The organism is Gardnerella sp. C0684A1 (assembly GCF_055326835.1).
The window spans coordinates 1-254 of sequence record NZ_JBLTSX010000056.1; the positions used below are offsets into that span (position 1 = coordinate 1).

1 protein-coding gene is annotated in these 254 nt (G+C 70.9%); it reads right to left on the reverse strand.

From position 1 onward, the window contains the following. Nucleotides 1–223 (reverse strand): hypothetical protein (locus ACNEUN_RS06335; protein ID WP_463631597.1); only part of this gene is annotated, 223 nt, incomplete at its 3' end. Between the last annotated feature and the right edge of the window lie 31 nt (nt 224–254).

Here is a 254-nt window from a genome sequence, read left to right on the forward strand (position 1 = left end):
TGGCGGAGGTCACGGCGGCGGTGGCGGCGGCTTTCATGGTGGCGGCGGTTTCCACGGCGGAGGTGGTGGATTTCACGCGGGCGGCGGTTTCCGCGGCGGGGCGATGGGCGGCTTCCATGGCGGTGGTGGCGGCTTCCACGGCGGTGGACTTCGTGCCGGCGGCTTTCATGGAGGAGGCTTTCACGGCGGAGGTGCTCGCGCCGGCGGTTTCCATACCATTCATGCGGCGCCTCATGCCGCCACCAGGATCGGGC